22 protein-coding genes are annotated in these 24,251 nt (G+C 63.3%); 11 read left to right on the forward strand and 11 right to left on the reverse strand.

Translation table 11 applies throughout. The annotated features are described in order from the left end of the window. Window positions 1-48: 48 nt before the first annotated feature. The 3 genes from Q0C38_RS17885 to Q0C38_RS17895 form a co-directional block, all read right to left on the reverse strand. Window positions 49-678, reverse strand: a complete 630-nt coding sequence (locus Q0C38_RS17885; RefSeq protein ID WP_291298485.1) for a DUF2285 domain-containing protein — start codon at window positions 676-678, stop codon at window positions 49-51. After that, window positions 599-829 (reverse strand): transcriptional regulator domain-containing protein, encoded by a 231-nt coding sequence (locus Q0C38_RS17890; RefSeq protein WP_291298486.1) that lies wholly within the window; start codon window positions 827-829, stop codon window positions 599-601. The genes Q0C38_RS17885 and Q0C38_RS17890 overlap by 80 nt, the downstream gene beginning before the upstream one ends. Window positions 830-953: 124 nt before the next feature. Beyond that, complete coding sequence (locus tag Q0C38_RS17895) at window positions 954-1,217, reverse strand: DNA -binding domain-containing protein (RefSeq protein ID WP_291298487.1); 264 nt, start codon at window positions 1,215-1,217, stop codon at window positions 954-956. Between the two features lie 186 nt (window positions 1,218-1,403). Here Q0C38_RS17895 and Q0C38_RS17900 point away from each other — a divergent pair, with 186 nt between their 5' ends. Continuing rightward, complete coding sequence (locus tag Q0C38_RS17900) at window positions 1,404-1,631, forward strand: helix-turn-helix domain-containing protein (RefSeq protein ID WP_291298488.1); 228 nt, start codon at window positions 1,404-1,406, stop codon at window positions 1,629-1,631. A 210-nt stretch (window positions 1,632-1,841) separates the two neighbouring features. Here the strand turns inward: Q0C38_RS17900 and Q0C38_RS17905 are convergent, their stop codons facing one another. The 7 genes from Q0C38_RS17905 to Q0C38_RS17935 form a co-directional block, all read right to left on the reverse strand. Further along, entirely contained in the window at window positions 1,842-2,165 is a 324-nt protein-coding gene (locus tag Q0C38_RS17905) for a DUF736 domain-containing protein (protein WP_047558430.1), read from the reverse strand. A gap of 584 nt (window positions 2,166-2,749) precedes the next feature. Then, window positions 2,750-3,193 carry a hypothetical protein gene (locus Q0C38_RS17910; protein ID WP_291298535.1) on the reverse strand — a complete coding sequence of 148 codons (444 nt, stop codon included), beginning with the start codon at window positions 3,191-3,193 and terminating at the stop codon, window positions 2,750-2,752. 166 nt (window positions 3,194-3,359) lie between these two features. Further along, complete coding sequence (locus Q0C38_RS17915) at window positions 3,360-4,286, reverse strand: DUF2493 domain-containing protein (RefSeq protein WP_291298489.1); 927 nt, start codon at window positions 4,284-4,286, stop codon at window positions 3,360-3,362. A 318-nt stretch (window positions 4,287-4,604) separates the two neighbouring features. Beyond that, entirely contained in the window at window positions 4,605-5,648 is a 1,044-nt protein-coding gene (locus tag Q0C38_RS17920) for a toprim domain-containing protein (RefSeq protein WP_291298490.1), read from the reverse strand. Between the two features lie 69 nt (window positions 5,649-5,717). Further along, the gene (locus Q0C38_RS17925; RefSeq protein ID WP_291298491.1) at window positions 5,718-7,850 is read right to left on the reverse strand and encodes a ParB/RepB/Spo0J family partition protein; all 2,133 of its coding nucleotides are present in this window, start codon (window positions 7,848-7,850) and stop codon (window positions 5,718-5,720) included. A gap of 141 nt (window positions 7,851-7,991) precedes the next feature. Continuing rightward, entirely contained in the window at window positions 7,992-9,203 is a 1,212-nt protein-coding gene (locus Q0C38_RS17930; protein WP_291298492.1) for a DUF932 domain-containing protein, read from the reverse strand. 432 nt (window positions 9,204-9,635) lie between these two features. Next, window positions 9,636-10,826, reverse strand: coding sequence for an IS110 family transposase (locus tag Q0C38_RS17935; protein WP_291298493.1), 1,191 nt, complete (start codon window positions 10,824-10,826; stop codon window positions 9,636-9,638). Window positions 10,827-11,385: 559 nt separating this feature from the next. On the opposite strand from Q0C38_RS17935, the gene Q0C38_RS17940 reads away from it, so the two are divergent. From Q0C38_RS17940 to Q0C38_RS17985, 10 genes are all read left to right on the forward strand, one after another. After that, window positions 11,386-11,595, forward strand: a complete 210-nt coding sequence (locus Q0C38_RS17940) for a hypothetical protein (RefSeq protein WP_291298494.1) — start codon at window positions 11,386-11,388, stop codon at window positions 11,593-11,595. Continuing rightward, window positions 11,592-14,189: a BsuBI/PstI family type II restriction endonuclease gene (locus Q0C38_RS17945; protein WP_291298495.1), complete on the forward strand. Its 2,598-nt coding sequence runs from the start codon at window positions 11,592-11,594 to the stop codon at window positions 14,187-14,189. The genes Q0C38_RS17940 and Q0C38_RS17945 overlap by 4 nt, the downstream gene beginning before the upstream one ends. After that, window positions 14,186-16,150, forward strand: a complete 1,965-nt coding sequence (locus Q0C38_RS17950; RefSeq protein WP_291298496.1) for an AAA family ATPase — start codon at window positions 14,186-14,188, stop codon at window positions 16,148-16,150. The genes Q0C38_RS17945 and Q0C38_RS17950 overlap by 4 nt, the downstream gene beginning before the upstream one ends. 84 nt (window positions 16,151-16,234) lie before the next feature. Further along, on the forward strand, window positions 16,235-18,067 hold the full coding sequence (locus Q0C38_RS17955) for an ATP-dependent endonuclease (RefSeq protein ID WP_291298497.1): 1,833 nt from the start codon (window positions 16,235-16,237) through the stop codon (window positions 18,065-18,067). Further along, window positions 18,064-19,392, forward strand: coding sequence for an ATP-dependent helicase (locus Q0C38_RS17960; protein WP_291298498.1), 1,329 nt, complete (start codon window positions 18,064-18,066; stop codon window positions 19,390-19,392). The genes Q0C38_RS17955 and Q0C38_RS17960 overlap by 4 nt, the downstream gene beginning before the upstream one ends. A gap of 147 nt (window positions 19,393-19,539) precedes the next feature. Further along, window positions 19,540-19,779, forward strand: coding sequence for a hypothetical protein (locus Q0C38_RS17965; protein WP_291298499.1), 240 nt, complete (start codon window positions 19,540-19,542; stop codon window positions 19,777-19,779). Between the two features lie 85 nt (window positions 19,780-19,864). Next, on the forward strand, window positions 19,865-20,170 hold the full coding sequence (locus tag Q0C38_RS17970; RefSeq protein ID WP_291298500.1) for a DUF1778 domain-containing protein: 306 nt from the start codon (window positions 19,865-19,867) through the stop codon (window positions 20,168-20,170). Window positions 20,171-20,193: 23 nt separating this feature from the next. After that, window positions 20,194-20,694, forward strand: a complete 501-nt coding sequence (locus tag Q0C38_RS17975) for a GNAT family N-acetyltransferase (RefSeq protein ID WP_291298501.1) — start codon at window positions 20,194-20,196, stop codon at window positions 20,692-20,694. After that, window positions 20,691-22,391 carry a recombinase family protein gene (locus Q0C38_RS17980; protein ID WP_291298502.1) on the forward strand — a complete coding sequence of 567 codons (1,701 nt, stop codon included), beginning with the start codon at window positions 20,691-20,693 and terminating at the stop codon, window positions 22,389-22,391. Before Q0C38_RS17975 ends, Q0C38_RS17980 begins: the two co-directional genes overlap by 4 nt. Window positions 22,392-22,533: 142 nt before the next feature. Beyond that, window positions 22,534-22,830, forward strand: a complete 297-nt coding sequence (locus Q0C38_RS17985; protein WP_291298536.1) for an AlpA family transcriptional regulator — start codon at window positions 22,534-22,536, stop codon at window positions 22,828-22,830. Here Q0C38_RS17985 and Q0C38_RS17990 read toward each other — a convergent pair. Beyond that, window positions 22,760-24,040, reverse strand: a complete 1,281-nt coding sequence (locus Q0C38_RS17990) for a tyrosine-type recombinase/integrase (protein WP_291298503.1) — start codon at window positions 24,038-24,040, stop codon at window positions 22,760-22,762. The two genes, Q0C38_RS17985 and Q0C38_RS17990, sit on opposite strands and share 71 nt — an antisense overlap. Window positions 24,041-24,251 lie beyond the last annotated feature (211 nt).

The raw sequence follows: 24,251 nt of genomic DNA on the forward strand, positions 1-24,251 counted from the left end.
GGATGACGAAGTGAGAGCCCTGCGCGCGCGTACCCCAGGGGCTGAGGGTCAGCGGCGGGCGAGCAAGCGGAGATAGCCGCCACGCGTCATTTTCTGGGCATCCTTGACCAGGCGGATCGTCTGGGCGCGGATGGGCGACGTTTTCCACTCGGTGGCGGATTGCGAGGGCATGTCGAAAAGTACGCCGGCGATCTCGCGATAGCTGGCGCCCAGATATCGGCCATCGAGCGCGCGCACCATACGCACCAGCCGCACACGATGGCGCGGCGTGAGTGCGAGCGCCCGCGGCAGAGAACCGGCGGCACGTCCGAATAGGCGCCGTTGGAATCGCAATGCCGCTTCGGCGCGGATGTGGAAGCTGTCGTCGAGCGGCAGAAGGACGGCGAGCGGCTGAGCCGGGCCGATGGCGCCGACGACCAGATAATGATCGCCGACGGGATCGGCCAATACAATCGCACCTTCACCGCCGGGCCGCATGTGCAGAGTGGCGTGGGTCAGGTCCAGTTGTTCGAGCCGCCGGGCCGTGCGGTAGACGGCTGGCGCGGCTTCAAGCAACAGAACGCTGGCGACAAGCTCGGGCCGCCAGAAGATCGCGGTTTCAGTAGCCGAGCGATCGGGATCGATCAGGAAATCGCAACCCCCATTGATGGGCCACGCTCCTCTGGGGGAGTGAAACACTTGGCGGGCTGGCCGGTGTACCGCGCATGCGGTCATAGTCGCTGCGATAGTCGGGATTCCGGCGTAGAAACTCCCACGCGAAGCCTTGCCGCTCCAGCCGGTTCAGCGCGCGTTCGGTTGTTTGCGATCTCCAATCGGTGGGCTCGGCCATACGCGTCTCCACGTCCGCGCTCTGAGTAGCCCCCTGCACGCAAAGCTTGCAGCTGCCGAGGCGCGGCGGAAGTCCCTGAAATTGCGCGGCGTGATGCCCCGTACAACCGTAGGCGTGTGTCGCTTTAGGACGCGCGGGGACGGAGGAGCTCGCGATAGCCCCTGGTGGTCATCCAGCGGGCGCGGGCGAGATGGCTGTCATGAACCATCCGCGCGCGGTCAGGATCGTGATCGGGATCGAGCCCGAAAAGGATCCGCACGGCCTCGCGCCAATCGGCGCCTTCGGCGGCGGCGTCAAGGAGCCGTATATAGAGCGCAAGATGGCTTTCGTCGTAGCATGTCAGGCGTTCACAATCGGGCGGACTATCCCGGAAGGTTATGACGGTCATCGACGCGCTCATCGTCTTTGGTTAACCGATCGTATCCGCATCGCCAATGCAAACCAGACCGGTAGCTGAATTTTCCCGATGCTTTTCACGCATCGCGCCAGCCCATTGGCGGCATCGCGCGTTGGCCTCGTGCCCGTGTATTATAACACGTAGCGGTATAATGCACGATTGCCTCCTATCCTGCGGATGGACATTCGCAGCGTTTTTGGAGCCAACGTCAGGAGGTATCGCGTCGCGGCTGGTCTGAGCCAGGAGGCAGTCGCCGTGAAAATGGGTGTGGACCGCGCCTATGTGAGCGGCATGGAGCGTGGCCAGCAAAATGTCACGCTGTTGACGATGTGGCATTTGGCGAAAGCGTTGAAGGTGAAACCTGCCGACCTCCTCGATGAGACGGTTGAGGACGATGAATCCTGACTCTACGCCCGTCGCGTGACAGTCCCGCCGCGGTCGCAAGCCGGATTGTTGGAAAGCACAAAGCCGGCCTGCCGCCGATCCGCAAAACCGATGAGGTGCAAAGTCGTAAGGCCAGCCCGTTCGGGCCAACCTCGGGGTGCGCGCGTGCGTGCCTTCGTGGCGCCTTGAACGACTACCCCGCCCGAGGATCGGGCGGGGCGTCGCGGGTGGTTAGTCGGCGCGGCGGCCGTTGGGGCGGGACCAGATCAGGCTGTAGCCCTCGCCGTCCTCGTCGTCGAAGAGGTTGGCGTAGATCGGGGCGGTGAAGCTCGGGTCGTCGAGCTTGAGGCCCAGATAATCGCGGCCCTCGTTGGATCGCTTGGCCCAGGCGGCGCCGATCTCGACGCGGCCCACGAAGACGCGGTGGCTGGGGGCGTTCTCGCCGGAGCGGTTGGCTTCGGGAACGATGCGGACGTTCTTCGCCTGGACGCTGAGGGTGACGATTTGGCCGCTGAACTCGTTGCCGGTCTTCTTGAAGGTGCCGATGGTCGCCATGGTAATTCTCCTTGATGTCTGTTTCGAGCCCGCACCATGCGGCCTCGATGGTGATCGACAGGCCGAAGGCGATCGACGCCGCACCTGCGCGCAGGCCGAAGCGCAGCGGAGGATGGCAGCCAGGCGACTTTGTTGTTTCGCGAGGAATGCCGGCGTAGCCGGCAGGGGAAGAAAGTCGATCGGCGCCATTGCGGCATAGGCGATCGAGGCGCAGCCGACCTTCGGCCAGATCAGCCCATCGAAGAGGTCGCTTGGAGTGCTCGATTAGACAGAGGTGTGTCGAGGAGAACGTGGCCGACCCGTCGCCTTCCCCGCTAGACCGGCACGTTCAGCACGGCATCCGTACCCGCGTCCGGCCGATGAAAGGGGAGCGTCGCCCCGGCCGCGTAGACGAAAGACGTCTCAAGGATTCACCATCGTGGTGTTGAGCGAGCAGCTTCGCCGATTGGCTTGCGTTTTCCGAAGGGCTTCAATGTAGGCTGCTCAAGTCTAGTCGAGAGGCGCTCTATCGCATCGCCTTGCCAACAGACGACAAGGGCGGCGGATGGAAAGCCTTGCTCGGCCGCACCTTCCGTGCAGCGCGCTTAAGCGCGCACCATGCCGCCTTGTCCCGAGGGCGCGGGCCCAGCCAGCGTCGTCACGCGAACGAACGCGGTGACGCCGACTGCAATGGCGCCGATCACAGAGAAGATGATCTGCCACGTCTCGGACGGCATGGTGTGTTTCACGATGCCGTGGGTGGCGTGGTAGCCGGCGATTGCGGCCGGCGCGACGAAGGCGATGGCGATCGCGAGCTTCAGCCAGAGCGGCTTCACGAACAAGAGCAGGAGCTGGCCGGCGCCGAGCGTGACCAAGCCCGCGACAAATCCGACGGCAATAGCTCCGAGCCATCCCGCGCCAGTGCCGTAAGCCCATGCGCCGACTGTGACGCCGGCGAACAAAGGCAGCGCATAGACTGCGAGATAGAACAGCAAACAGCAGAGGACGCCGATCGCTGCGATGCTGGCGATGATACCAATGAAGATCATGGCGATGGTCTCCCGTGAGAAATGTCTGACGGTCGCGCCTTCCACCACCACCGCGGCGCGGCGCGGCGCAATAGTAGTCGAAATCGAGCGAAAACGGGAGAGGAAATCTCGTAGGACTTCCGCTCCCGCGCGCAAGTTCTTCACCACCGTCATTCGGTGGCGGCGCCTAAGCGCCGCCGAATTTCCAGACGGGAATGCCGAGCTTGCGGGCCTTGTCGGCGAGGTTCTCCTGAATGCCGGTGCCGGGGAAGACTATGACGCCAATCGGCAGGATTTCGAGCATCTGATCGTTGCGCTTGAACGGCGCGGCCTTGGCGTGTTTCGTCCAGTCGGGTTTGAAAGCGATCTGCGGCACTTGGCGGTGATCGGCCCAGCGGGCCGCGATCCGTTCGGCCCCCTTCGGCGAACCGCCGTGCATCAGCACCATGTCGGCGTGCTTGGCGTGGACCTGATCGAGCTTCGCCCAGATGAGCCGGTGATCGTTGAAGTCGAGGCCGCCGGTCAGGGCGATCTTCGGACCCGTTGGCAGCATCACTTCGGTTTCGGCGCGGCGCTTCGCAGCGAGGAAATCGCGACTGTCGATCATGGCCGAGGTCGTGGCCTTGTGGTTGACCATCGATCCGCTGCGGGGCTTCCAGCTTGAGCCGCTGTGGTGCTCGAAGTGCTCGGCGGCCTGGTCGCGCATCAACTCGAAGGCATCGCGTCGTTCGACGAGGGTCTGGCCCTCGGCGGTGAGCCGCTCCAGCTCGACGGACTTCACCTCGGAGCCGTCCTGTTCTCGCTGGCTCCGCCGCTGCGCCTGCTCGTTGTCGTCCAGCTCGCGTTCGATCCGGCCGGTGGCGCGATGGAAAAGATTGACGGTCGACCAGAGCAAGTCGTCGAGGTCAGGTTCGAGGCGCGTGTCCTGTAGGGTGACAATCAGCGCATCGAAGATGTCGGCGATGGCGCCGGCGACGGTGTTCCCTTCGGGCAGCGGCCTCGGGTCGAGTTCGTCCTGGAAAGGGCGGAAGCCGTAAAGCTGGAGTTCGGTGAGAACGTGGTCGGTAGGCGATGACGTGTGATGTGGCTCGAAGTCGTCGCGATCGCTTGACATGGGATGCTCCTTCGTCGGTCTGACCGCGACCCTCGCGGCCTTCTGGCGACGAAAGCCGTCGGGCGGGCCGGACCTGCACCCGGAGCGAAGCGCAGGGCCGAAGCGTCAGCGGAGGATGGCGAAGCCCGGTTGTTTTGCTTCGCGATGCAAAGGCCCGGAGGGCCGGCGGAAAAGAACCGGGCGCAGCCATTGCCGGGCCGGACCGTTTGACGGCCGATCGCCCTCTCGAAGGCCGGGTGCGGTCTCTCCGGCGAGATGGGAAGCAGCCAGAGCGGTCGCGCTGACATGGCCCGCCAGCATCGCGTTCGCCTTCCCGCACTACGTCGCATCGACCGCCATGAGGCGTGCAACATCTTCCGGGGCGAGCTGGACGCGGACGTTTGCGCAGAGTGCGACGGTGCCGAGCAGCCTGAGATCCTCGTTGAAATCCCCGAGCCTTGGCGACAGCACGATCGCCTCGACCCCGACAGCGTTTGCCCTGTCGATCAGGCTATCTCGCGCGCTATCACCGGCCGGATCGTCATCACGCACGATGTAGAGCCGGCGGAGTGTTGCCGGGAACAGGATGGCTGCGAGATGCGCGGCCGATAGCGCGGCGACCATCGGCATGCGGGGCGACGCCATCCGCAGCGACAGAATGGTTTCGATACCTTCGCCGGCCGCCATCACATCATGCGCCATACCGAACCGAACCGCGTGGCCGAGGAGGTCGCCCATCGCCCGCCTGGGCGTGTCGAGCGGCGCCTTGCCGCTGCCGTCGGGTGCAAGCCAGGTGCGATGGGCGCCAGTGATCCGGCCGCCGAGATCGGTGACGGATGCGATCATCGCCGGCCAGCTCTCGGTCGGGTTATGCTCGTCCGGCCTGTAATAGCATCGCGGGTGAAAGCGCAGCGATCCGGTTCCGTGCAAAGCCGTGATGCCGCGTGCCCGCAAATACCTGTCCACGACAGTGCCCGGAATCGGTTGCGATATCGCGAAGAGCCGGCGTGCCGCCTCCGGCGATCCGGTCGGAACTTGCGCCTGCTGCGGACTTGATTGCCGCTCAGGCTCGGGATGCGGAAGGCTGAGGAAGGCGCGCGCCTCTTCGGCGACGTCCTTGAAATCCATCAGGCCGCGCGTCTCGCGGATAACATCGAGCAAATCGCCGTGTTCGCCAGTGGCGGCGTCGGTCCATTTGCCCGCAGCGCCCTTGCCGGATTCGGCGCCTTTTAGGCGGACGAACATCGACCGCCCCGGCGTGTTGCGGGCATCGCCTACCAGCCAATAGCGTCCTTCACGACGGCCGTTGGAAAGATAGTGACGGCAGACCGCCTCAGCCTGGCTGGCCATACGGCGTGCTAGATCGGATGCATTGTCCGACATTGTGTCCTCCGAGACGAAAAAGGGCCCGCCATCGCTGGCGGGCCCCTGGCGGTGCGGTTGGCGCCTTCGTTATTCGGCCGCGGTCGCGTGGGCTTCGAGCGCGACCGAGTCATCCTCGGCCACTTCCTCGTCTTCCACCACGGCCGTTTCGCCGCCGTCCGCCGTCATTTCTTCGCCCGTTGCATCGGCGTCTGCTTCCGCGGCGTCGATGGCGTCGGTCGCAACGGCGTTCGGCACATCGCGACCGGGTGTGCGCAGCGGCTCCGGAAGCCATCCAGATCCGGCCAACAGCGTCTCGGCCTGCGCCGCCATCTCGGCCTTCTTCAGGTGCTCGATGCGGTCACCCGCCCGCGCGCCTTTCGCCTCCCGCACGGCTGCGAGGATGCGGGCCTTGGTCACCCGGCCGAAATAGGTGTCGATCGTCGGCGTCCAACCGGCGGCGACCATGTCGAGATCGACGGCATGGGCGATCCGGTCGGCGTGGGCCAGCGCGCGAGGCTTGCGACTGTAGGCCTCATAGATCGCGTTGACCGATAGCGAGACGCAATGCGCGAACAGCGACTGACGGCTGTCACCGTCGAAGGTCATAAGCCCGTCCCAAAGTTCGGCCGGTTCCTTAGGCAGGGCAGTGAGCCAAGCCTGATGCCGGGCGTCGAATGCGGCGGCAAGCGCATTGTCGGCAAGGCCCGGCGCCTGAGCACTGAAACCGGCGCTCTTTAGATCAAGCTCAAGACAGGTGTCTTGCGCATAGCGGTAGAACACCTTGAGACACAGGGCGTGAAGCGCCGCGACGAAGGCGATGTCAGGATTTTCGCCCAGCGCGTGCCGAAGCGCGAGGGTCCGATGGGACGTCAGCTCGGTCATCAGCCGGTCGGGGATCGGCTTGATACCATCGTCCTCGGGCTCATCCGCAGGAGCCTCCGTGCCCGCGACCACGCTCGTACCGTCATGCTCGGCTCGCACCGTGATCGTCGGCTCGTCGGCCGGATCGGTCTCGGCGTCGTTCTCCGGGATGATTGGACGTTCGTCCTCGGGGCGGACATAGCCGCGCTCGACGCGCAGGGCGCCCGAACCGTCGATGCTGACGAAGGCGCCAGCTCGCACGATCTCCTCGGGAACGAAGGCCTGGGGGTGATCATCGAAGGCGGCAAGCGCCGTCTCGATCTCGCCGAGCCGCTGATCGACCTCGTCGGGCAGTTCCTCGGCTTCGGCGTAGGTCTCCTCCAGACCGTCCATCTCGGCTTGCAACGCATCGCGCTTCGCCTGCTCATCGTCGGTGAGCGGAACCTTCTCGCCGCGCAATTGCCACAGACCATAGGTGTGACCGTAGGCGAAGTCAGGCGCGACATCGATCCACTTCCAGCCTTCGGCGCGGATCGCCTCGGACTGCTCACGCAGCTTCTCGGCCACCAGCATGTCGAGGAGACCGACATCCTGCAGCCAGCCGCCGTCATCGCCCTGGAACAGGTCGCGCAGAATCACGCCGCCCGCCTCGGTGTAGGCGTCGAGGCCGATGAACTGTGCGCGCTTGTCAGACGCCCGCACGGCGCCCTCGGTGAGCATCCGGCGGATGGCATGCGGCTCCTTGGAGTAGGACTGACTCAGGCGCTCGAACACCTGTTCCTGGCGCTCATGATCGCCGTTGACGGTGAACGCCATGAGCTGGTCCAGCGTCATGCCGTCGTCGGCATAGACGTCGAGCAGCTTGGGCGAGACGGATGCGAGGCGCAGGCGCTGCTTGACGACCGACACGGCGACGAAGAAGGCCGCCGCGATGTCCTCCTCGGATTGGCCCTTCTCACGCAGCGCCAGAAAGGCCCGGAACTGATCGAGCGGATGCAGCGGCGCGCGCTGGACGTTCTCGGCGAGGCTGTCTTCCTCGGGGATGCCGTCCTCGCGCACGACGCAGGGCACGGGCGCGGTCTTGGCCAAGCGCTTCTGCTTGACCAGAAGTTCGAGCGCACGGAAGCGACGGCCGCCGGCCGGAATCTCGAACATGCCGGTCTCGACGCCTTCGGCATCGCGAACCGGCCGCACGGTGATGCTCTGCAGGAGCGTGCGCCGGGCGATGTCCTCGGCCAGCTCGTCGATCGAGATGCCGGCCTTGATCCGGCGAACATTCGACTGGCTCAGCACCAGCTTGTTGAACGGGATGTCCCGCGATGAGGACAGGACGATCTTCTGAACTCGGGTCATGGTCATTCTCCATGACGGGCGGCCGTGAGACTCTCTCTCGACCTCAACCCGTCACGAAGCGAGCGCAGCCCTCTTCCTCTAGGAGGTTGGGGCTGCGCGGTATCGTAAAGGCGTGGAGCCGCGAACCCGGCTCCACGCCTTCCCTTGTTATCGGACGCTGGAAAGCAGTTTCGCGGCCTTGCCCTCCAGCTCCATCCGCGCATCCTGATGCGGCTTGGCGCGGGCGAGCGCGGTGATCCCCTGTACGAAGTCGAAGATCGATTCGGGCGGCCGCCCTTCTTCCTCCAGCACTGTGGCGATGATTTTCTCGGTCTCTGGACGCGAGAAGCCGCGCCGGCGCAAGAAGCTCTCGCGATCCTCGTCCTTCCGGGCAACGATCTGCTCGCGTGCGGCCCTGATCCCCGCCAGAAACGGCGCGGGCGACGAGGTGGCGAAGCGTTCCAGCGCCGGTGCAGCCTGATGCGCGAACCGGTTGCTGGCGAACTTGCTGTGGCGAATCGAGATTTCCTCGAAGCCCTCGGCGCCCCAGATGTTGCGATTCATGCAGACGGCACGGAGATAGAAGGACGCCATGCCGAGCGTCTTGGAGCCTACCTCGCTGTTCCAGCAATAGAAGCCCCGGAAGTAGAGATCCGGGTCGCCGTTGGGCAGCCGGCCGGCTTCGATCGGGTGGGCGTCATCGACCAGGAAGAGGAAGACATCCCGATCGGAGGCGTAGAGGGTGGTTGTGTCCTTGGTCACTTCGACGAACGGGTTGTGCGTCATGGTCGACCAGTCGAGCAGGCCCGGGACCTTCCAGCGCGTATCGCCCGTGCCCTCACCGGCGATCTTCATGACCGCGGCGACCAGCTCATGGTCCCAGATGCGGCCATAGTCCGGGCCGGTGACGGCGCGCAGTTCGATCCGGCCATCGTCCGCCTCCAGCGTCTTCACCAGCTCGGCCCGGTGCGAGAGCAGCCCGTGCTGCATGTTGATGCCGGCAAGCGGCGCGGGGAGCTGCCGCATATAGCCGGCGGGCGCGCCGACCAGGCTGCACATCTGGCCGAATGACCAGTGCGTGGGAGCGATGGGCTCCTCGCGGCCGGGCACGATCAGCGCCAGACGTTCGGCGTTATCGCGACTGGCCTCGACACGAAGGGTCCGGGTCTCGACGGTGCGGGCGGTGGCGCGGTCGGCGCGCGCGCGAACGGCGGCGTAGAGAGCGCTGAGCGACAGATAGCGCTCGTCGTCGGGCCGCGAGAACCATTCGGACGACACGCGCCCGATCCGTTCGCCGCGCGAGATGTCGACTTTATAGCCGGCTGAAGCCGGCGGGGCACCGAAGTCGTCGCGATCGGCAATAGTGCTTATCCGGGTCATGGCAGAATCTCCATGACGGGCCGGCCGGGAGCCTCTCTCTCGACCCTCAACCCGTCACGGCGACAGCCGCAGCCCTCTCACTTTTATGGGCCCTTCCGTGTCAAGCGGATCCTCCAGGCGGACACGCGGAGCCAATCGCCGGCGATGAGCGGCACGTGAACGGTCGCGGCAGTGTACGTCAGGCCGTGCAGCCACAAACAACCCGGAGAGAGCGTCGTCTCGGCAACGCCGGCGTCTCGCCGGCTCGACTTTTATCCGGTTCGATGCCTCCGCCGTGCGGTGGAGGTCGCGACCACAATCCCGTTTGCTGCGGGTTTGACGCTCCGGCGGACGGGACCCTTCTCTGCGAGCGGCATTTCTCAGCCAAGTGAGAGGGCGGTCACACGTCCCTCCGGTCCCTCCTGCCGTTGCCGGCAGAAGAAACTCAATTGGTCAGGCGACGCGTGCGCCTACAGGCACCAGGCCCGTCGTCGCGTAGCGCCATAGCGAGACCAGCAGCTTGCGCGCGAGGGCGACGACCATGATCCGACGCAAGCGGCCCATGGCGCCTTGGGTTCGCTCCTGAAACCACTGCGACAGACGGCTGTCGGGCTGCCATTGCAGCCAGCGCCAGGTGATCTGGATCATGTGGGCGCGGATGTTGGCTGGCCCCGCCTTGGTGATACCCTGATCGCGCGAAGTGGGGCCGCTCGACCAGGGAGTCGGTGCGAAGCCGCTCCAGGCGGCGATCTCGCGTCGATTCCGGAAGCCACGCCAGAACGCCTCGCGCACGAGAACGGAGGCGTCGTTGGTGCCAACGCCCCTTATCCGGCTGAGCGCGGCGATCATCGCAGCGTCTCGGTCGGTGATTGCGACCGCGGATGCGCAGGCCTCGTCCGACGCGGCTCGCGCGACGGCGTCGCGCTCGGCCTCGACGGCGGTGAGCTGCTCCATCACTAGCCGCAGGCGCACCAGTTCGCGGCTGAGCTCTTCCTTCAGCCGAGGTGCAAGGGCGCGGCCGTCGCCGGTCCTGAGCTGGTCGAGCTGCTGCACGGAATCGCCTGCCCGAGGGTCGAAGCCAACAATGCCTTGCGTCATGAGCAGCCCCTTGATGCGGTTCGAATGTGCGGTTCGTTCCTTCACGAGCCGCTGCCGTTCGCGCATCAGACGACGCTGGTCATCCTGCTCGACCGTCGGGATGTGGACGGCGCTGAGCACCTGGTCCTCACCGCGCTCGAAGGCCATCAGGGCGCGAACCATCGCCCTGGCATCGATGCGATCGGTCTTGGCGCGCTTGGCGCGGCGGTTCACCAGCAGGCTTGCCGGGTCGATGACCAGCGACCTGTGGCCAGCCGCCGTCAGCACGCGGTGCAGCCAGAAGCCCTCGTACCCTGCCTCGTAGCAGCACAGAACCCGCGGGGTGACGCCAAGCCTCTCCGAAAAGCGCGAGCGGGCCCGCTCGATCAGCGCCAGCAGGCCGGCAGCGTCGCCCCAATCGAAAGTGTGAATGCCGATCTTGTCGGAGTCGGGCGCATGTACGCCGACCACCCACTTCGAGCGGCTCATTTCGACCGAAACGAAGATGGGCTCGGACGCGAGGTCGGTTGAGATGGATGGCTCAATTGTTTCCTTCACGGTCGGCATGATCGAGGTCTCCTTGGGGGTGGACGCCGCGTGAAGTCGTAGCCGTCCGATGCGTCCCTCCCCATAGGATCTCTCGGGACGTTGCGGGGGGTGTCCCCACAGACGGGGTCGGCGGAAATCTCGGCTCGGCTGCGGGGGAAGACTTTCCTCCCATTGAGATGGTGCGAATTATCGTAGTTCAACGACGTCGACGGGGCCAAATCTAAATCTAAGCCTAGCTGTGACCGACCGTGGGTCTCGCGCTCCGCCGACGGGCTCCGCTCGTGTTGAAGCCATGAACCCCGTCTCTCTCTCCAGAGCGCGCGGCTGCTGGCGCGCGCCGTACCGCTGGTACTTGTCGACGACACGTTCGTATTCAACGGCAGCACGGCGATCAATCTCTTCGTGTGCGACATGCCGCGGTCTCGACCTGGTGTTTCCCGAAGCGGTTCCGTCGACCCAGGCGCCGCCGCTTTGGTGCGGTTTTCCACAGCCAAGTGGGGGGTGCGGTAGTTCCTGGTGCATTTTGGTGCAGCGCTGTGTAGACTTCGATTCGCCCTTGTAAGCACGGAATGGACCGATGCCCGACCCGACGACGCTCAAGCGTTTTACCGTCTCGCTCGACGCGCAAGACTACGAGGCCTTGTGTGCGCTCGCGCAGGCACAGCGTCCGCCGCTTTCGCTGCAATATACCGTGCGCCTCGCCATCCGGCGCTTTCTCGACGAATACGAGGGGGGTGCCATCACGCTGACTCCGGCACACTCTTCGGCAAAACGGAGCAGGCGATGAGCGCAGCAGGCCGCACAAGTGTCGCCCGGCGCGCAGCATCCGCCCTCGTGGAACACGGCGGGGAACCTATCGGCGCATCTTCCTTCGCAGACACGGCGGAGTTTTATCGCGCCGATGCAGCGCTTAAGCTCGATCCGGGCAGGCGGTCAGACCTCGGCCAGTATATGACTGCCGCGCCCATTGCGCGGTTCATGGCCAGCCTGTTTGCGGACGTGTCGGGCGATATCCGCCTGCTTGATCCCGGCGCAGGTGTCGGCTCATTGACGGCGGCGTTCGTCGAGCGAGTTTGCGGCGCAGCCGCAAAGCCCCGTTCCGCATCCCTTACAGCCTACGAGATCGAACCCGTTCTGAGCGCCTACCTGCGAAACACGCTTGATGAAGCCGTTGGCGAATGCCGCCTCGCGCAGATCAAGGCCAACAGCGAACTGCATGATGAGGATTTCATTCTGAGCCATTTGTCCGGGCAGCAACCGGATATTTTCGATCTGGGGCGAGGCGATGGCGGCGGATTTTCACATGTCCTCATGAATCCGCCCTACAAGAAGATCAGTTCCGGCTCACCTCACCGCATTGCCTTGCGCAAAGCAGGCATCGAGACCTCCAATCTCTATACCGCCTTCATGTTTCTGGCGGCGCAACGCCTGCGCGTGGGCGGCGAGATGGTCGCCATCGTCCCCCGGTCGTTTTGCAATGGCCCTTACTTCAAGCCGTTCCGCGAACAGTTCTTCGCCATGATGGGCCTGCGCCACATCCACATCTTCGAAAAGCGCAATAGCGCGTTCAAGGGCGATGAAGTCCTGCAGGAGAACATCATCCTTCACGCCGTGAAAGGCGCGCGGTCATCCGAAGTGCTGATCACCACCAGCAATGGCGGGGATTTCCATCTGGATGCTGACGGGCATTGTGTTGCCGAGGATATGACGCAGCGTACAGTGCCCTATGGCAGCGTGATCCGCGCCGCCGATCCCGACCGCTTCGTCCACATCGCCGTCAACGACCTCGAACAGGGGATCGTGGACCGCATGGCGCACTTCACGGCCACGCTGGCGGATATCGGCCTTGAAGTCTCGACTGGCCCGGTGGTGGATTTCCGGCTGAAGGACGATCTGCGCGCCCAGCCCGAGAAGGGCGCCGTTCCGCTGCTCTATGCTGCGCATTTCCAAAACGGTGCGCTGCTCTGGCCAAAGATCACGAAGAAGCCCAACGCCATCCGCGTTTCGTCTGAAAGCCGTCGATGGCTTTGGGAGAATAAGGGGCACTTCGTCATCACGAAGCGCTTCACCTCCAAGGAAGAGCGCCGACGCATTGTTGCATCCGTCTATGCCTCTGATCTTCCCGGCGAGTTGATCGGTTTCGAGAACCACCTGAACGTCTTTCACGTCAAGCAGGCCGGGTGTTCGGAAGCTCTGGCGCGCGGGCTGGCCCTTTTTCTTAATAGCAGCCTCGTGGATCGGTTTTTCCGGCAATTCAACGGGCACACGCAGGTCAACGCGACCGATCTCCGGTCGCTCAGATACCCGGACCGGGAGGTTTTGGAGCGCATCGGACAGGATGCTGGCAGCGCCGCCCTCTCCCAGCAGGACATTGACACCATCATTGAGGGGGAGCTTGCCCATATGACCGACGATAAGAATCCACTGCAAGCCCAGCAGAAGATCGACGATGCTTTGAAGATCTTGACCGCTCTCGGAATGCCGCGCGGCCAGCGCAATGAGCGCTCGGCCCTGACCTTGCTCGCACTGCTTAATCTCCGACCCGATGGCGCATGGAACGCGCTGCACAAGCCGCTCATGGGCATCACGCCCATCATGGACTTCACGCGCGAGCATTATGGCCGCGAATATGCGCCCAACACGCGCGAAACCTTCCGCCGCCAGACCATGCATCAATTCGTCGAAGCCGGAATTGCGCTCTACAATCCAGACGATCCCGCGCGGCCCGTAAACAGCCCCAAAGCCTGTTACCAGATCAGCGAGGAAGCGTTTGCCGTCATCCTCACCTTCGGGAGCGATGCATGGAAGGGAACGCTCGACACCTACCTTGAAGGGCAGGAAACGCTGGCCGCGAAATGGGCCAAGCACCGCGAGATGCAGATGATCCCTGTGCAGGTTGCGGACGGCAAGGAGATCACCCTTACGCCCGGCGCGCATAGCGAACTCATCAAGAAGATCATCACCGACTTTGCCCCGCGTTTCGCGCCGGGAGCCGAAGTCATTTACGTGGGCGATACGGGCGACAAGGTGGGCTACTTCGAGAAAGACCGGCTGGCCGCGCTCGGCGTCACGGTGGACCGCCACGGCAAGATGCCGGACGTGGTGCTTTACTTCGGAAAGAAGGACTGGCTGCTTCTCGTCGAGTCCGTCACCAGCCACGGCCCCGTCGATTCCAAGCGCCACAACGAACTGGCTGCGCTCTTCAAGGACTCAAAACCCGGTCTGGTCTATGTCACCGCGTTCCCGGACCGAGGCATCATGGGGCGCTACTTGGGCGAAATCTCATGGGAAACGGAAGTCTGGTGCGCCGATGCGCCCACCCATCTCATCCACTTTAACGGCGAGCGTTTTCTGGGGCCTTACGAGAAGGGCGGACAATGAAGCTCAAAGAATTTACTGTCCGCGAGTTTCGCAGCATCTGGGATTCCGGCCCGGTCAAGGTCGATGGCCAGACCACTTGCCTCGTCGGCAAGAATGAGGCCGGAAAGACAACTCTTCTCACCGCGCTCTACCGCACGAACCCGATCATCGCGGCGGACGCGGTGTTCGATGAAACCTACGACTACCCGAAGCGCGAGGTCGAGGATTACCGCTTCGCGGTCGAGAACGGCGACCGTCAAGAAGCCGTGGTTGTCGAATGCCTCTATGAGATGGACCCGGACGATTGCGAGGCCGTCACATCGGTCTTTGGACCGAAGGTGCTCAAGGGCAAGACTTTCAAGCGCGAAACCTTGTACGGCCAAGCCAAGAGCCGCTTCATCCTTTCAGCCGACGACGCAGTCGCGCGCAAACATCTGGCCGACAATCCCGCTCTGCCCGACGAACTCAAGGCCACGCTCACCGGGGCTGCGGATTGGGATGCGTTTGCCGCCGCGCTGGACGCGGCGGAGGCCACCGAAGCCGTGAAGGCGCTCAAGGGGCTTGTGGCCAAGGTCCGCGAAAAGGGTCTTGCCTCGTATATCTTTAATTCCCTGATCTGGCCGCGCGCGCCTAAATATCTCTACTTCGATGAATATTATCAGATGGAGGGGCAAGCCAATCTCAATGCCCTGATCGCCCGCGAGGATGCCAAGACCCTTGAAGATTCCGATTACCCGCTGATCGGCCTGATCAATCTCGCGCGGCTCGATCACCGCAAGCTTGTTCAAACCAAGAACACGACCGAACTCAAGAACAAGCTCGAAGGAGCTGGAAACCACCTGACCAACCGGATCGTCAAATACTGGTCCCAGAACCGCCATATCCAGATGCGGTTCGATGTGCGTGACGCCAAGCCCGAAGACCCGGAAGGGATGCGCCAAGGCATCAACGTCTGGGGCGAGGTGTACGACACCGTGCATTGGGCGCACACGCCGCTACGCACCCGCTCGCGCGGCTTCGTCTGGTTCTTCTCGTTCCTTGCATGGTACGAGGATATCAAGCGCCAGAGGCAGAACGTCATCCTGTTGCTGGACGAGCCGGGGCTTTCGCTGCACGGGCGCGCGCAGGCCGACCTTCTGCGGTATTTCGAGGCGGAATTGTCCGCCCACCAACTGATCTACACGACCCATTCGCCCTTTATGATCGACCCCACAAAGTTCGAGCGGGTGCGGATCGTGCAGGATTTAGGAATCGACGCGAAAGAGCCGCTGCCCAAGGATCAGGACGGCACGAAGGTTCTGACCAACGTGTTCGACGCCACCGACGACAGCCTGTTTCCCTTGCAGGGGGCGCTTGGCTACGAGATTCAGCAAACGCTTTTCATTGGCCCCAATTCGCTCGTGGTCGAAGGCCCCGCCGACATGCTGTTCTTGCGGGCCGTGTCCGCCGAGCTTGAGCGCGAAGGGCGCGAGGGCCTCTCCGAAAATTGGGTCATCACGCCGACGGGCGGCAGCGGCAAGGTTCCGGCCTTTGTTGCCCTGCTCGCGCCCCAGAAGGGCATGAATGTCGCCACGCTGCTCGATATCCAGAACAGCGACCGCGCCCAGATTGAAGACCTCTACAAGAAGAAGCTGCTCAAGAAGAAGCAGGTCGCCACCTACGGCGACTTCGCCGGAAAAGCCGAGGCGGACGTGGAGGACATGTTCGAGCGCGATTTCTACGTGGACCTTGTGAATGCCGAGTTTTCCAAGGAACTCAAAAAGCCCATTGGCACGGCATCCCTCAATGCCAAGGAGCCGCGCACGTTGCGGGCGATTGAGGCGTTCCTTGCGGACAATCCCCTGAAGTCCGGCGCGTTCGGCCATTATCGGCCCGCGCGGTATTTTGTAGAGAATGCGGCCACGCTCTGGCCCAAGGTTTCAAACGCCACCAAGGATCGCTTCGAGGCCGCATTCAAGCATCTGAATGGCCTGTTGAAATAGGTGGGCGGCAGTTATTTGCCCGAGTGATCCGAAGATGGCCGAACCGGAGACTTGTGACGCAGACTAAAAACGGGGGCTATCGGAATGCACATTGTCCGCCTCAAAATCTCCGGCTTCCGGGGCGTCGCTGCGGCGGACATTACGTTGGGCCGTCATGCCGTGCTGGTGGGGCCAAACAATAGCGGCAAGACCACCATCATTGAGGCGCTGGCCTTGCTGTTCGGGCGCGACCGTCTGGTGCGCCGCCTCACCGAGCATGATTTTCACGGCAGCGCGCCGGACGAGCAGTCCCGCATCCTGTGCATCGCCACCGTGACGGGTTTCACGCCCCACGACCCGCAGCACCATTCCTCTTGGTTCAGCCCCGAACGCGGCGTTGAGAAATGGTACGATCCGAACGCCAAGACCCTAAGCGCCGCGCCGGATGCGCAGCATACCGACCTGGCCGTGCAAATCGGTTTCGCCGCGCGGTTCGATCTGGACGAACTGGAAGCGGAGACGATCCGCTTCTTCGTGGACGACGAGGCCACGCTAGGCGATCCGTTCGCGGAAGATGCGCACCTGCGCACCATCCACACCAAGAGTCTCCAAGAGTTGGGCTTCTTTCTGGTCCCGGCCTCGCGCACTTGGGATAAGTGGATTTCGTTTTCGTCGGAATTGTTTCGCCGCGTGGTGGCGACACGCGGGGACATGCCCGCGCAGGCCGTGCGGGCCGAACGAGCGCGTCTCTGGACGCCGCCCGAAGGCACACGGCTTGAAGACCAGCCGGGGCTTTCCGAGATCGTCGGCGCGGCCAATGACGAGTTGCGCGCGCTCATGGCCAGCGCGCCCAGACTTCAGTTGCGTTTGACTTCGACCGACAGCGACTCCGTTCTGGAAAGCGTGGTCCCGCACTTCGCGCACGGCACGGGGCCAACCCTTCCCTCACAGCGGCAGGGTACGGGCCTTGTCTCACTGCAAAGCCTTCTCTTGCTCATGCAATTCGGCAAAGCGCGCGCGGAAACGGGCCAGTCCTTTGTGCTGGCCGTCGAGGAACCCGAACTTCACATCCAGCCTTCGCAGCAGAAGCGGCTGGTCAACCGCCTCAATGCGCTCTGCAACCAGACAATCGTGACCACGCATTCGCCCATCGTGGCCGCGATGTTTCCTGCGCCCGATACGCTCTTTATCGAAACGCGCGGGGGAATCCTGAACGCCAAGCCGCTCACGGACCCCGTGCCCGCGCAGCCGACCAATCACCAGCAGCATCTTCTCTTTGCGTGGCGGCAGAAACTTGTAGGCGCGCTCATGCACGAATGCGTCCTGATCCCCGAAGGGGTTTCGGACGTGGCATGGCTTGAGGCGCTGCAAACCGCCCTTGAACTGCATCAAGGCTGGCAGGACGCCGGAGACGGCGCGCCGCTTCTCTCCACCTTCGTTGGAGTTGTGCCAACCATCGACGCCAAGATTGCCGATACGTTCGCGCTGGTCAGCGCCGTTCACGCCCGGCCCTGCATCCTCGTGGACGGAGACAATGAAGGGCGCGGCTACTTCGATGCGGTGAAAGCCAGCAACCCACCGCCGCGCGCAGTCGTGTTCTGGCGGCAAGGCTGGGCAATGGAGCATGTGGTTTCATGGATCGCAGGCGCAGATGAAGCCGCGATGCTGGCCGCGCTTGGGGCCGCATTGGGAACGCTGCTCGCCGACACTCAGGCGCTCACCGACCACTTGCTTACGCAAAAATCCTATGCGCCGACCCATGAGAGCGCCGCCATTATCCTCATGGGCAATGCGGCCTGCCGGGCGCGAGCCGCGCAGGTGCTCAATGCCTTGTGCGCTGTGCTGCGCGATCCTTCGAGCGCCAACACGCCGCTCTTTACGCGCATCGCGGCGGACTCGACCGCCGACATGCACGTCTTCCGGTTTGTGCCTGCATGACGTTCGATTTCTTCGAGGGCGCGGCGGGGACAGGAAAGACCCACAATCTCGTGGGCCGCGCGGGAGAGATCGTTCAGGACGGCGCGCTTGGTGAAGGCCACAAGCTCTTAGCGCTCACCTTCATGAACGGCGCGCGCCGCCGTCTGGATGTGCGGCTTGGCGAGAACCCGGCCTTCCGTCGGCGCTTTGATTGCCAGACCTTCGATGTGTTCGCCCGGACATTGGCCGCGCGGCGCAGGGGCTTGATTACGGCAGCGATGCAGGCGCAGGCCGATGCGTTGAGCGAATTTGACGGGCCATGCGCCTTGGCGGCGGGACTTCTGGAAAATGAAGCCGTCCGGCAATGGGTCGCGCGAAGTTTCCCGCTGGTTCTGGTCGATGAAGCGCAAGACCTCGACGAACACCGGATGCGCGTTCTGCAAGGACTTTCGCCCTCGTGCCGGATCGTGGCGGCGGCGGACGCCTTCCAGTGCCTTCACAACGGACGCGACACCGCGCCCTTGATGGGGTGGCTTGAAGGCGCGGGACAAACACACCGTCTCACGCAGGTTCGGCGCACCACGCAGCAGGGGCTTCTGGCCGCTGCGCTGGCCGTGCGCGAAGGCCGGGATATGAAGGCCGTTTTGACCGCCAACACCTTCAACAACCGAACATCATGGAACGGTGCGGGATTCCGGCTTCTCGATGCGCCCGCGATGAATGCCAATCACGCGCTTCTGACATGGGCGATTGCCAACGATATCGCGCAGCGCCAAGGCCCGGTGGTCATTCTCACACCGGATGGAAGCAATGCGATACTCCGCGCCGCGCTCAATACCCTTCAAACCAAGCAGCATACACGCAAGAACGGCGCGACCTTCGGGCCGTATCCGCATACATGGGATCGCCACGACAACGAAGAAGCCAACGCCTTGCTGGCCGACATCACCTTGCCGGAAACGGCGTCCTGCGCCGATCTTCGCGCGCTTCTCACGCCGTTGGCCGGAAACGCGCCTATCGCACAGGCGCTCAGCCGCATGGACCGTTTGCGCCGCGCGCACGGGCACACGGCTTTCACCGCCGCGCAAGTCACCGAGTTTGTGCGGGACTCCGTGCGTAACCGTTCGCGTCTGGGCTTCCGGCAGCAACGCGGTCATCTTGTTATGACAATCCAGCGCGCCAAGAACCGCGAGTTTCCGAATGTGATTGTCCTTTGGCCGCATACGGCAACAGGCAGCGCCGAGCATCTGCGGCGATTGCTCTATAACGGTATCACGCGCGCGCAGAACCATTGCACCGTGATTGTGCTGGGCCAGAATCGGTTGAACGCGCCGCCCTTTGCATGATCTTGCGGCAGGCCAACGAATTCCATCATCCGGGATGTCAGTCTTCTTCTGCGGGACATTGCCCGCCGACCGCCTGTCTTCCTACGCCACGGCACGACGCCACACCGTTTCGGTTGCGCGGGGCGCCGCAGATCGCTCCAGTGAGGCATGGCCCAGAAGCGAGATATACGCCAGGTCCTGCCTGAATGGTCCGGCGATCCTGAAGACCTCTATGACTATGCGCGTCCGCCAGCGCCGCGCGCGGGGCGGCCGCCCCTGCGCTTTGCGGGGGCGATCACGGTGACGGACGACTGGTCCGAGATCGTGCCGATCACGGACGCCGAGTTGAGGGTCATGGAAGGCCATTTCGCCGACGAGCTGGACGAGCTTTTCGGGCCGCGAGCCTGATAAGTGGCAGAAATCGGAAGTTGATTTGTTCGTCTATATGACGTACATTGTTGGGGAAACACAGACCATGCCTGGAGTGACCCCAATGCCACGCAAGCAGCCCAAGATCGAACGGGAAACGCCCAACCGCGTCGAGCGGCTCGGATTCCGGCTGGATGAAGAGACGAAGGACCTTATCGAGCGGGCAGCGCATCTGTCACGGCGCAAGGTCAGCGACTTCTGCGTGACCGCCCTCACCGACACAGCACGCCGAACGATCGCCGAGCATGAGACGTTGGTGCTGTCGGATCGCGATCGCGCGGCATTCTTCGACGCACTGATCAATCCGCCCGAGCCGAGCGAGAGGCTGGTCCGCGCTTTGGCCGAGCACAAGCGCCGGGTCGCTTCCTGAGCATGGCGGTGGCTCGGCCAGATTTGAAGATCGAGGCGCTTGCGGCGCATCACGACCGGGATGGCTTTTCCTGCGGCGTCGACAGCCTCGATCGCTATCTCCGGACGCAGGCGAGCCAGGATGTGCGGCGCAAGGCGAATGGGGTCTTCATTCTGGTCGAGCCAAACAAGCCGGATATCGTGCTGGGCTACTATACGCTATGCGCGACCGGCGTGGCGCAGGGCGACGTGCCGGCCGTCGCCCGTAAGCACATCCCGCGCTATCCTCTGGTCAGCGCCACGCTGGTCGGACGGCTGGCGGTCTCCGAAGCGCGGCAGGGCGAGCGCCTGGGCGCGATGCTTCTCGCCGACGCCGTGCGACGCGCCTATGCGAGCGCAGCCACCGTCGGTTCCTCGATGCTGGTGGTAGACGCCATCAGCGAGCGCGCCGCCGCCTTCTATGAGGGAAACGGTTTCGTGCGCCTGCCGGATTCGCTTCGGTTGGCGCTGCCGATGCACGCGATCCAGCGACTGGTGGAACCATGACCGACGCAGCACCTGCATCGCCTGACGTGACGGTTGCGCCTGCGGTTGCAAAGGCGGCACTCTATTTGCGCGTCTCGACCGGACGGCAGGCGGAGAGCGATCTTTCGATCCCCGATCAGCGGCGACAGATCACTGCCTATTGCGTTGCCAAAGGCTGGGACGTCGCGGCTGAATTCGTCGAGCCGGGCAACACCGCCACCGACGATCGCCGGCCAGCGTTTCAGGCGATGATCGATGCGGCGCTGATGAAGCCGCCGACCTTCACCGTCATCATTGTCCACTCCTTCTCACGCTTTTTCCGCGATCAGTTCCAGTTTGAATTTTACGTCCGCAAGCTCGCGAAGAACGGCGTGCGCTTGATCTCCATTACGCAGGACCTCGGCGACGATCCGATGAGCGTGATGATGCGTCAGATCATGACGCTGTTCGACGAATACCAGTCGAAGGAGAACGCCAAGCACACCCTGCGCGCTATGAAGGAGAATGCACGTCAGGGTTATTGGAACGGCGCGCTGCCGCCGATCGGCTATCGCATCGTCGCTGCCGAACAGCGCGGCGCGAAGATCAAGAAGAAGCTGGAGATCGACCCGATCCACGCCGACACCGTGCGCCTGATCTACAGGCTCGCAGTAACCGGCAACGGCGACAGCGGTCCGATGGGCATCAAGTCGATCACCACCTATCTCAACGAGCGCAACATTCGAACCCGCGACGGCGGACGGTGGGGCATCGCCTCGGTGCATCAGATACTCACGCGCACCACCTATATCGGCGAACATCGGTTCAATACGCGGGACCACAAGACGCGCACGGCAAAACCCAAGGCCGAGCATGCGGTCATGGACGTTCCGCCGATCATTACCGAAGTGGAGTTTGAGGCAGTCCAGGCGGCGTTGAAGGCGCGCAGTCCGAAATGGATGCCGCCGCGCGCGGTGAGCGGTCCGACTTTGCTGACAGGGATTTGCTTTTGCGCATCCTGTGGCGGTGCGATGACGCTACGGACCGGCAAAGGCAGCGCCGGCGGCATGTATCGCTACTACACCTGCTCCACAAAGGCGCGGCAGGGCGAGCGTGGTTGTCGCGGTCTGACCGTGCCGATGGACAAGCTCGACCGCGCGGTCGTCGATCACCTGGAGTGGCGGCTGCTCGATCCGGCGCGCTTGACGACGATGATGGATCAGTTGCTTGAGCGACGTGAGGAATGGAATGAACGCCGTCGCGGGCACATCGCGGAGCTGCGCAAGCGCGCCGCCGAAGCAGAAGCGAAGTTGAAGCGTCTTTACGAGGCGATCGAGAACGGCGTGGTCGACATGGCCGACCCGTCGCTGAAAGATCGCATCGCAGAACTCACCGCAGTGCGCGACCAGGCGCAGGCTGACGCGGAGCGCGCAACGTCTGCGGTAGAGCGCCTCGGGCCCGCGATCACATCGGAGAGTTTGCGGCGGTTCGCGCTCGCCGCTCGACGCAAGCTGCGGAACGAAGATGGAACCTATCGGCGGGACCATTTACGTGCGCTCGCGCAACGTGTCGAAGTCATCGATCCGAGCGAAATCCGCATCCTCGGCACGAAAACCGAACTGCTACGGACACTTGTCGCCGCCGCGGGCGTAGAATCGGCGGCTGGTGGCGTTCGCAGTTTTATACCGAAGTGGCGCACCCGACACGATTCGAACCTTCGGAGCGCCACGGCTTTTTGAGAGATCGGTGCATTGATCACCAGGCCAGAGTCTTTCTATTCATACGCCACGGTATCCTCTTATCCGACATCTGAATTTGCTCCCTTCCCTTTCGGGATCTATCGCGCTCATTTCCTCAGGAAGACGAACTGAGGGGACGATGATGGCTCACCGAAGTGACCTTCCAATCAGGCGGACCATCCGTCGACAGCAACTTCGCGAGATAGTTCCGCTCGCCGACAGCACGATCTACGAAATGGAACAGCGCGGTGAGTTTCCCCGACGCTTCGCTCTCTCGCCGCGTTGCGTCGTATGGGATCTGGCGGAGGTCGAAGCCTGGTTGGCCTCGCGCCGATCAACTGCAATTGTCCGTGCGCAATCGCCAGATGTCAGGCAACGGCGGTCGCGCCCAGTTCGAGAGCCGGGTCTGGCTCGAACAGCGGCATCGAAGGCGGGATGAGTACCGGCATGCGCTTCTTGCCTTCGGCCCAGGCGTCGATAATGTCCGACCATTCCTGCATCATGTGGCGACGCTGCACTTCGTACTCCGCCTTGTTGTAGACGCCGCGGGAGGAACGACCGTCCTCATGCGCAAGGCACTTCTCGATCCAATCGCTGTTGAAGCCCAGCTCGTTGAGCAGCGTTGAGCCCGTCCTTCGTAGGTCGTGAACCGTGAACGGCTCCAGCGGCAGGCCCTCCTTCTTCGCTTGCTCGACGACCGCATAGGTGACGCGATTGAATGTCGCGCGCGACATCGGCGCATCCGCGTCGTAGCGAGATGGCAGGACATACTTCGAATTCCCGGCGCATGTTTTCAGCGCGATCATGATGTCGAGCACCTGGCGCGACAGATAGACGTTGTGTGCCTTAGAGCGCTTCATCCGCTCCTTCGGGATCGTCCAAACGGCGTTCTCGAAATCGACTTCATCCCATATTGCGTCCTGCAGCTCGCTCTTCCGCACCATAGTTTCGAGATAGAGGCGCATGCCGAGTCTGATCGTCGGCAGCGTCGCTACCTTCTCAAGCTGCCTGAGCATGATCCTGATCTCGGTAGGCGAGAGCGCGCGGTCCTTGGGCGTGAACGTGGCGATCGAGGCAGGACCAACGTCATCGGCCGGGTTTGCGACCTTCTCGCCGTGGAGAATGGCGAAGCCGTAGATCTGCTTGAGGATATCGCGCACATGGATCGCCGTCGCTGGCGCGCCTCGTTCCACGATCTTGGCGCAATGGGCGCGCAGGTCATCGGGGGTGATTTCGGTCAGCAAACGGTTCCGCCAGACCGGCATCAGCTCACGCTCGAAAATTGAGCGGCGCATCGCCCGCGTGCTGTCCGCCATCGGCGCCGCGGTCAGCCATTTTTCGCCGAACTCGCCAAAGCTCTTTGCTTCCAAGAGACGGCGCTTCTCGCGCTGCTTTTCAATCGCCGGCGATCGCCCTTCGCCAATGGCTCGCCGAGCGTCGATGCACAGCTCCCGCGCCCGGGCGAGCGACAACCCGGCCGGGCCGTACTTGCCGAAGGTGACGGTCTCGCGCCGTCCGTTCATCCGATAATCGAGCTGGAAAGTGAGTATCCCCGACGGTCTTACGAGCACATACATGCCGTCCCGGTCCGTGACCTTGTAGAGCTTCTCTTTTGGTTTCAGATGCTTAAGGGCTGCATCGGTCAACATTTGGGCCGCCTCCGCGAAAAAAGACCGTCAGGCCGCTTTCGGGCGCCAATTCGACATAAATCCTTTTTCTTTCAGCTACTTACAAAGAAAAAAAGACCGTCAGAGGCGCTCAGACCTTGACGGTATCGGACGAAATCCATTTTCGCAATGGGGAAGCGCACCGTCAGGGAGTACGTCAGCCGCAATCTCTGCCGGCCGATAGTCCTCGAAC

Source organism: Elioraea sp. (assembly GCF_022842375.1).
Taxonomy (GTDB): Bacteria; Pseudomonadota; Alphaproteobacteria; order Acetobacterales; family Acetobacteraceae; genus Elioraea_A.

Bases quoted from the DNA above. Each gene is read 5' to 3' on its own strand.
- Q0C38_RS17970 (WP_291298500.1), top strand. From the start codon at position 19,865: ATGCCACGCAAGCAGCCCAAGATCGAACGGGAAACGCCCAACCGCGTC.
- Q0C38_RS17905 (WP_047558430.1), bottom strand. From the start codon at position 2,165: ATGGCGACCATCGGCACCTTCAAGAAGACCGGCAACGAGTTCAGCGGC.
- Q0C38_RS17895 (WP_291298487.1), bottom strand. From the start codon at position 1,217: ATGACCGTCATAACCTTCCGGGATAGTCCGCCCGATTGTGAACGCCTG.
- Q0C38_RS17960 (WP_291298498.1), top strand. From the start codon at position 18,064: ATGACGTTCGATTTCTTCGAGGGCGCGGCGGGGACAGGAAAGACCCAC.
- Q0C38_RS17950 (WP_291298496.1), top strand. From the start codon at position 14,186: ATGAAGCTCAAAGAATTTACTGTCCGCGAGTTTCGCAGCATCTGGGAT.
- Q0C38_RS17900 (WP_291298488.1), top strand. From the start codon at position 1,404: ATGGACATTCGCAGCGTTTTTGGAGCCAACGTCAGGAGGTATCGCGTC.
- Q0C38_RS17940 (WP_291298494.1), top strand. From the start codon at position 11,386: ATGCCCGACCCGACGACGCTCAAGCGTTTTACCGTCTCGCTCGACGCG.
- Q0C38_RS17915 (WP_291298489.1), bottom strand. From the start codon at position 4,286: ATGTCAAGCGATCGCGACGACTTCGAGCCACATCACACGTCATCGCCT.
- Q0C38_RS17910 (WP_291298535.1), bottom strand. From the start codon at position 3,193: ATGATCTTCATTGGTATCATCGCCAGCATCGCAGCGATCGGCGTCCTC.
- Q0C38_RS17965 (WP_291298499.1), top strand. From the start codon at position 19,540: ATGGCCCAGAAGCGAGATATACGCCAGGTCCTGCCTGAATGGTCCGGC.
- Q0C38_RS17920 (WP_291298490.1), bottom strand. From the start codon at position 5,648: ATGTCGGACAATGCATCCGATCTAGCACGCCGTATGGCCAGCCAGGCT.
- Q0C38_RS17990 (WP_291298503.1), bottom strand. From the start codon at position 24,040: ATGTTGACCGATGCAGCCCTTAAGCATCTGAAACCAAAAGAGAAGCTC.
- Q0C38_RS17935 (WP_291298493.1), bottom strand. From the start codon at position 10,826: ATGCCGACCGTGAAGGAAACAATTGAGCCATCCATCTCAACCGACCTC.
- Q0C38_RS17890 (WP_291298486.1), bottom strand. From the start codon at position 829: ATGGCCGAGCCCACCGATTGGAGATCGCAAACAACCGAACGCGCGCTG.
- Q0C38_RS17980 (WP_291298502.1), top strand. From the start codon at position 20,691: ATGACCGACGCAGCACCTGCATCGCCTGACGTGACGGTTGCGCCTGCG.
- Q0C38_RS17945 (WP_291298495.1), top strand. From the start codon at position 11,592: ATGAGCGCAGCAGGCCGCACAAGTGTCGCCCGGCGCGCAGCATCCGCC.
- Q0C38_RS17930 (WP_291298492.1), bottom strand. From the start codon at position 9,203: ATGACCCGGATAAGCACTATTGCCGATCGCGACGACTTCGGTGCCCCG.
- Q0C38_RS17925 (WP_291298491.1), bottom strand. From the start codon at position 7,850: ATGACCATGACCCGAGTTCAGAAGATCGTCCTGTCCTCATCGCGGGAC.
- Q0C38_RS17955 (WP_291298497.1), top strand. From the start codon at position 16,235: ATGCACATTGTCCGCCTCAAAATCTCCGGCTTCCGGGGCGTCGCTGCG.
- Q0C38_RS17985 (WP_291298536.1), top strand. From the start codon at position 22,534: ATGGCTCACCGAAGTGACCTTCCAATCAGGCGGACCATCCGTCGACAG.